Origin of the sequence: Mesorhizobium sp. M7A.F.Ca.MR.362.00.0.0 (genome assembly GCF_004023175.1) — a bacterium.
Taxonomy (GTDB): Bacteria; Pseudomonadota; Alphaproteobacteria; order Rhizobiales; family Rhizobiaceae; genus Mesorhizobium.
Genome location: NZ_RZTF01000364.1, coordinates 1 through 6,486, shown reverse-complemented (window position 1 = coordinate 6,486; position 6,486 = coordinate 1). Strand labels below are relative to the sequence as shown.

The following is a 6,486-nucleotide window of genomic DNA, read 5'->3' as shown; positions in this document are numbered from 1 at the left end:
TCCCTGCACAGTGAGCTTCAGCGACCAATTGGCGATCGTCCACCACCAGCCATAACGCGATCGGCCGGTCGCCTCGGTGAAGACATCGCGCAGCCTGCCGAGTTTCGCCACGATCTTGCCGCGGCCTGCCCAGTCATGCGGCGCACGCGCCCAGCGCGGCAGGTACCAGGCGGCAGCGATTACCGCGGCCACGCCCGCGATTCTTATCGCCGGATGCAGGCCCGGCCACACAGCCAGGGCCAGCACGCCGACGACGAAGGCGTCCTGCAGCCTGAACCACAGCAGCGAGGCGCTGGCACGCATGATCGGTATGCCGAAGACCTGGCGCAGGAGCAGGGGAAATGCCGTCTCGCCGCCGCGGAAGGGCACGACGTTGATCATCGCATTGTGGATCAGAATGACGCGCAGGCAGGCGCCGAAACGGCCATGCACCTCCTCGCGGAACTCGTCGCAGACGCGCAGCGCGCGCAGCACGTAGGTGACGAACAGCGCAAGCGCCACGGCCGCGAAAGCGCCGGGCGTGATGCTCGCGAAAGCATCGCCCACCATCTTCCAGCGCGAGTCGCTGGCGACCCACGCTAGTAGGGCCAGGGTCACGATTATTGAGATTGCTCTTTTCAACCAATTCTCCGCCGGTTTCCACCGCCGAGTTCAAATGGCAGCACCGCGTGGTGCCCGAGTATCCCTACCGCCATCCGGGATCGGTTCGCCTGGCCCACCGCCTTGCCGACTTTCGGCAGGAGAACGCGGGCCGCCGAACCGTCGGGACAATATCCTGTCCAAGGCCCACAGCCCCAGACTGTCGCGGTTCTATGGACGGCTGATCCTATAGACCAGCAAATCGTCCGAATCCACAAGCTTGGTTGCGGTCTTGTCGAGATAGTCGATGACCCCGTCATGATGCTCGAGGAACAGCCGGTCCTGCTTGTCGGCGGCGTTCTTGGCCGTGCCGAACAGGTCCGCGCCTTGCGCGCGCAATTCCTCGAGCTGCGCGATCGCGGTGGCATCGTCCGCTACGAATTTCGACCATTCGACATCGCCGCCGCCAGGCGGGAACACCCAGCCGCGCGCTCTGCTGTAGTAGACGGCGACGGGATCGCCGACCTCGGGCGCAATGGCGACGACGAGGTCGCCCGGCTGCGCTAACCGCGCCAGTTCGTCGCCAAGCAGCTTGCCATTCATGGCGATCGGCGTCTTCATTGTCCTGACAAGGGGAAAAGTCGACCAGACCAGCGTGACGGCCGCGATGCAGATCGCGCGCAGCACGACCGCCGGGGACAAAACGGGTCCCGATGCAAGCGTTGCCAGGAGAAACGCGCCGCGGCCGCAGAACATCGCGAATGGCACATGGAAGATGTGGTAATTCCAGGGATTGCTGGTGATCTCGCGCGCTGCCGCCAGATAGATGACGATGGCCGCAGCCAGCCAAACATAAGGGATGGCCGAAAGAGTGCGTTGCTTGGGGTCTTCGACGGGTCTGGGCGGCAGCCAGAAAGAAGCCGATCGCGATCAGCATCATGAACGGATAGCCGTAGAACCACCAGACTGAGGTGTTCCATACGGATTTGAAGTAGAAGCTGTTCCTGAAGAATGTCCAGAAACCGGAATCCCAGATATAGCCGCTGCCCGCGACATGAAACGGCGGATAGCTGCGGCCGAGATAAATGGCCCAGCTGAAATAGGCGCCGATGATGGCCAAGCTCAAAAGCCCCAACAGGAAGACCTTGGCCGCCTGCTTTCGCTTGTTCTCAAGAACCCAGGAAACCATGAGGTAGAAGATGACGGCGCCGGCGGCGAGGCCCGGCGGCTTTGCCAGCACGCCGAGCGAGAAGCTCGCCGTGGCAAGCGGCAGGAGCCAGCCGCTGCCGCCGGCCCAGTATTTCGCGAACAGCCAGACGCCGAGCGTCACCAGGGCCAGCATCGCGGGATCGGGAAGAAACGAGCTGTCGATCATGATCGCCGCCGGCATCAGCGCGTAGGCAAGTGCTGCGGCGTGAGCGTGGGTCTCGTCCCAGCATAACGCCGTTAGCCTGTGCAGCGAAAACACCGTCACCAGACCGAAGAAGGCCGCTACCATGCGGCCGAACCAGTCGTGCCAGCCGAAGAGTTGATAGAGCAGGGCGGTCAGATAGCTGACGATCTGGAACTCGCGGCCCTGATAACTTGGCCCGGGTCCGGTCCAGCTGACCTCCGGGAAGAAGATGTTCCAGCTGCGCTGCTGGAAATTGTCGGCCATCATTGCCGTGCTTACCTCGCGCCAGCTGAAGGCATCGACGAGTGGCAAGGTGATGTTGTGGAACCTGAACACGACCGCAATGAACAGGATGCCCAGCAATATCGCCAGGTTGGGGCTCAGGGTGCTGCTAGCAGCCATCTCCCGGTCGCTTGACTGCAGGTATTGCTGACCTTCGGCCTGATTCAACTCCGGGTCGTCCGTCATTTGAAACCGCGTCCTCCCTAACGTCTGCGGATGTTGCTTTTGAGCGCGATTGTCGGAGGTGGAGGAATATACGACGCAATTCTTAATTTTGACGATTGCGGCTGCGTGTGTCTCGAATAGTTGTTGTTTATCCGCTTGGCGAAGGTTGACATCACCGTTCTCGCGACTGTTAAATAGTTTCCTAGGCTGTCAGAGCGCTGATAGTGCTACCTTGGGCCAAACAGGCATGCGCACGCCAATTGTACCGACAGATCTGACCAGATTGCCGCCGCTTTGCGTCGACCGTCGGCAACACAGACCCCGTCGGTTCGCAAGTTGCACGCAGCTTATGTTTCTCCTGGCTCTCTGCGGCCAGACGGCGCTTTCGGGAACAGCGCACGCGGCTGCCGCCAAAGACAGCGGACCGGCGCAAGCGGTTGTCGCCACCGTTCCGACTGCCTACGAGCTGTCGCTTCTTTACGCCGATCGCACATGGGTGTGGAAAAACGGAGCAGCCTATTTCGCACAGGGCAATCGACGCCTCGAGGCCTGGACGTCCGGGCCGGACACGGCATCTTTCGCGGCGGGCAGATGGCTGGTCACCAGCAACGGTAAGATGTGCATGGAACTCGCCTGGCGGTCGAAGGGCTACACCGGCAAGCAAAAACGCACCTGCTACAGCCACCGGATTCAGGGCGGGAACATCGAGAAACGCGAGGATCCGGATGGGGAATGGTACAGTTTCAAGCGATCTCCCGAGGATGCTTCCGACGAATACCGGAAATTCGAAGTCGGTAACCCGAAGGGCGCGCAGTTCGAAGAGACCCGCAAGCTGGTCGATTCCAAAAATTAGGTACGCAGCCGACCCATCCTGACGAGTTGAACAAAATCACTCAATCCCGCTTTCGAGAGCGGACTGCAATTGCAAGGCACCTGTCAGGGATCTGGCGAATCGCTTATGGTAAGACATCAAGCAGTTCGGCTGGAGCCGTAGGCGCGCGGATCGCTGGTTGATGGCATCCAACTTTATCTGACAGAACGACGAGACGATGGGCCCTACCATACGGTTTTGATGAAATTTAATAATTAGTGATGTCTAATATTTACGTGTGATGTGCGAGTGGTCACTCATGCGGCGTGAGAGCGGCGAAGCATAGTATGTCGCGATGCGCCCTTGGCTTATACTTGATAGCAAGGGACACATGATGAACAATTCAGCGATGGGTGCAGTCAACCCAAGCAAAAATATCGTATCTATTAGAAATATCGTGGCTATCGTTGCGGCCGCGGCGATGATCTCTGTGGTTGCAGGGTGTCAGAGTATGGATGCGACCGAAACCAATTCGGTCCTCGTCAAGCCTGTGGTCCACGCCATCCGCAGCCAGCCCGTGCAGGCCGGATTTCTCGTGCGCTCGCTCCGGGCCGACCTTCCGATCCAGATGACAAGCACAACAGGAACCGAAAGTGCCTACGCCTTTGCACCACCGCAACGGATCAGAGCCAGCACGCCGGCGCCGGTGAAAATCTCGTTCAATCCTGGCGATGGCGGCACGTTCTCGGGCGGCTCGCCTTATATCTGCAGCCCTAGCGGGTTTGGCCAGCGCGCGAGCTGTCGCCCCCGCTATCTCTGACCCGTCGAGCGGCGACCGACGTTGCCGCCCTGGCTGGCGGCAGTTTCATTGGCCTGGTCTTCAGTCCGAAAAAAGGAGCGGCCGTCCTGACAATCGTGTCGATGTCTGAAAGTTCCGGCACAAAGCCAAGATGTTCGCGTGCGCTTCCCGGATCGGCGTAAAGCTCCGCCGGATCTCCGGGGCGCCGGCTTCTGAACACTGCCGGGACCGGTCTTGACGTCATTCGGCCGACCGCCTTGACGATTTCCTTGATGGAGATGCCCCGCCCGGTGCCGAGATTGACCGCCAGGCTTTGCCCGCCAGCCTCGAGATGCATGAGCGCTTTCAGGTGGGCGCGGGCCAGATCGGTGACGTGGATATAATCCCTTACACAAGTGCCGTCCGACGTGTCGTAGTCGGTGCCGAAAACCTCGATCGCGTCGATGATGCCCGATGCGGCCATGAGCACTCTGGGAACCAGGTGGGTTTCCGGCGAATGCCACTCACCAAGCTCGCCGTCGGGATCGGCGCCACAAGCGTTGAAATAGCGCAGGATAGCAAATTTCATTCCATACGCGGAAGCATAGTCGCCGATGATCTGTTCGCCCATCAGCTTGGAGCGCCCGTAAGGGCTGATCGGATTTTGCGAGGAGGTCTCGCGAACGGGCAATGCTTCCGGCACGCCGTACGTCGCACAGCTGCTGGAGAAGATGATGTTTTCGACCGAACAAGCGCGTGCGGCATCGAGCACCGCGATGGTGCCTGTCACATTGGTTGAATAATATTCGGCCGGCTCGCGAACGGACTCTCCGACATAGGCCAGCGCCGCAAAATGGATCACAGCCGTCGGCCGGTGCGTTTCCATCGCCCGCTTCAATGCATCCCGATCCCGGATATCGCCGACGACAAGCGGGCCCCAGGCGACGGATCTCTCGTTGCCGCGGCTCAGATTGTCGAAAACCACCGGCATGTAGCCGGCGGAGGCCAGCTGCTTGCAGGTGTGGCTGCCGATGAAGCCGGCTCCACCCGTCACCAGGACTGCCGGCCGGTTCATGAGGCGGCAGCTCCTCTGGCAATGCGATTTCCGTAGAGCAGGGTGTCAAAATACTCGACGGTACGCGCGAGTCCCTGGCTCAAGCTGATTTTCGGCTCCCAGCCGAGATTGGCCTTGGCAAAAGAGATGTCCGGCTTGCGCTGCCTGGGATCGTCGACGGGCAGCGGCCGATGCACGATCTTCGATCGGGCGTTGGTGTAATCGACGACCAGCGTCGCCAGTTCCATGATGGTGAATTCGGCAGGGTTGCCGAGATTGACCGGGTGGGTGGGCGCGCTCGGCGCGTTCATCAGCCGGACAAAGCCCTCGATCAGGTCGTCGGCATAGCAGAAGGAGCGCGTCTGCTGGCCGCTGCCATAGACGGTCAGGTCCTCGCCGCGCAGCGCCTGGACGATGAAGTTCGAGACCACGCGCCCATCGTCGGGCTGCATGCGGCGCCCATAGGTGTTGAAAATGCGGGCGACACGGATATCGAGGCCATAGGTTCTCGAATAATCGAAGAACAGGGTTTCGGCCGAGCGCTTGCCTTCATCATAGCAGGAACGCGGTCCGTGCGTGTTGACGTTGCCGAAGTAGCTCTCGGGCTGTGGATGCACGAAGGGATCGCCATAGACTTCGGACGTAGAGGCCTGGAATATCTTGGCCTTGTTCTGTCGCGCGAGTTCCAGAAGGTTCAGCGATCCAAGCACGCTTGTCTTGAAGGTGTGGATCGGGTCTGCCTGGTAGTGCGGCGGAGAGGCGGGGCAGGCGAGATTGTAGATCTCGTCGCACTGAAGATCCGAAGGCAGTGCATCGACGATGTCATGCTCGATGCAGGTGAAGCTCGGATTACGCAGAAGGGTATTGAGATTGTATCTTTTGCCGGTGTGGAAATTGTCCAGCGCGACAACGTCGTATCCGTCCCGCAAAAGACGTTCGCACAGATGCGATCCTAAAAAACCCGCTCCTCCGGCGACAAGGGCGCGTCGTCGGCTTTGGTTGGCGCCCCTTTGGCTGCCGGATTCCAGTTTCAGAACCTTGACAAGCTTACCCATGCTTTCCTCGCACGCACCGCACACGCTACCGCCGGGGCCGGGACAAAGCATCGCCCGGCCACGTTCCTGAGAACGTGGCAAACCTCCGCGTCTGCGGAATCGCCATCACTGATGTGCGTTAATTGTTCTTTGGCTTTCGCGAAGCTGGTACGACTACACGACCTCCGTGCTGCCGCTCAGCATTCTCTGCGCCCCGAAAACGCGGTCACCCGCTCGGTGTCACCATCGCCGATTGCTCGCCCAAATTGCACATCCCAACATATCGAAAATATACCTGTGGAAATTATAGTCAACTAAATTAGTGATTTCTTAACCAAGTGCGCTCGCGGATGGTTAACATGAGGGGGCGACGGTCTCTCGGGCTGAAAC

At 60.0% G+C, this 6,486-nt stretch carries 5 protein-coding genes and 1 pseudogene; 2 read left to right on the top strand and 4 right to left on the bottom strand.

Annotated elements, in window-relative coordinates; all coding sequences use genetic code 11:
• The coding region (locus tag EOC06_RS30015; RefSeq protein ID WP_128309498.1) for a lysylphosphatidylglycerol synthase domain-containing protein at positions 1 to 621 on the bottom strand (621 nt) is incomplete at its 3' end.
• 189 nt (positions 622 to 810) lie between these two features.
• Positions 811 to 2,440 (bottom strand): annotated as a pseudogene (locus EOC06_RS30010) (ArnT family glycosyltransferase).
• Between the two features lie 328 nt (positions 2,441 to 2,768).
• On the opposite strand from EOC06_RS30010, the gene EOC06_RS30005 reads away from it, so the two are divergent.
• Both EOC06_RS30005 and EOC06_RS30000 read left to right on the top strand, forming a co-directional pair.
• Positions 2,769 to 3,272, top strand: coding sequence for a DUF995 domain-containing protein (locus tag EOC06_RS30005; RefSeq protein ID WP_127270645.1), 504 nt, complete (start codon positions 2,769 to 2,771; stop codon positions 3,270 to 3,272).
• Between the two features lie 352 nt (positions 3,273 to 3,624).
• Positions 3,625 to 4,050 (top strand): hypothetical protein, encoded by a 426-nt coding sequence (locus EOC06_RS30000; protein WP_306462368.1) that lies wholly within the window; start codon positions 3,625 to 3,627, stop codon positions 4,048 to 4,050.
• Here the strand turns inward: EOC06_RS30000 and galE are convergent.
• The gene (gene galE / locus EOC06_RS29995) at positions 4,004 to 5,083 is read right to left on the bottom strand and encodes a UDP-glucose 4-epimerase GalE (protein ID WP_128309497.1); all 1,080 of its coding nucleotides are present in this window, start codon (positions 5,081 to 5,083) and stop codon (positions 4,004 to 4,006) included. The genes EOC06_RS30000 and galE overlap by 47 nt on opposite strands.
• Positions 5,080 to 6,117, bottom strand: coding sequence for a UDP-glucuronic acid decarboxylase family protein (locus tag EOC06_RS29990; RefSeq protein WP_127270640.1), 1,038 nt, complete (start codon positions 6,115 to 6,117; stop codon positions 5,080 to 5,082). Before EOC06_RS29990 ends, galE begins: the two co-directional genes overlap by 4 nt.
• Positions 6,118 to 6,486 lie beyond the last annotated feature (369 nt).

Bases quoted from the DNA above. Each gene is read 5' to 3' on its own strand.
- EOC06_RS30005 (WP_127270645.1), top strand. From the start codon at position 2,769: ATGTTTCTCCTGGCTCTCTGCGGCCAGACGGCGCTTTCGGGAACAGCG.
- galE (WP_128309497.1), bottom strand. From the start codon at position 5,083: ATGAACCGGCCGGCAGTCCTGGTGACGGGTGGAGCCGGCTTCATCGGC.
- EOC06_RS29990 (WP_127270640.1), bottom strand. From the start codon at position 6,117: ATGGGTAAGCTTGTCAAGGTTCTGAAACTGGAATCCGGCAGCCAAAGG.
- EOC06_RS30000 (WP_306462368.1), top strand. From the start codon at position 3,625: ATGAACAATTCAGCGATGGGTGCAGTCAACCCAAGCAAAAATATCGTA.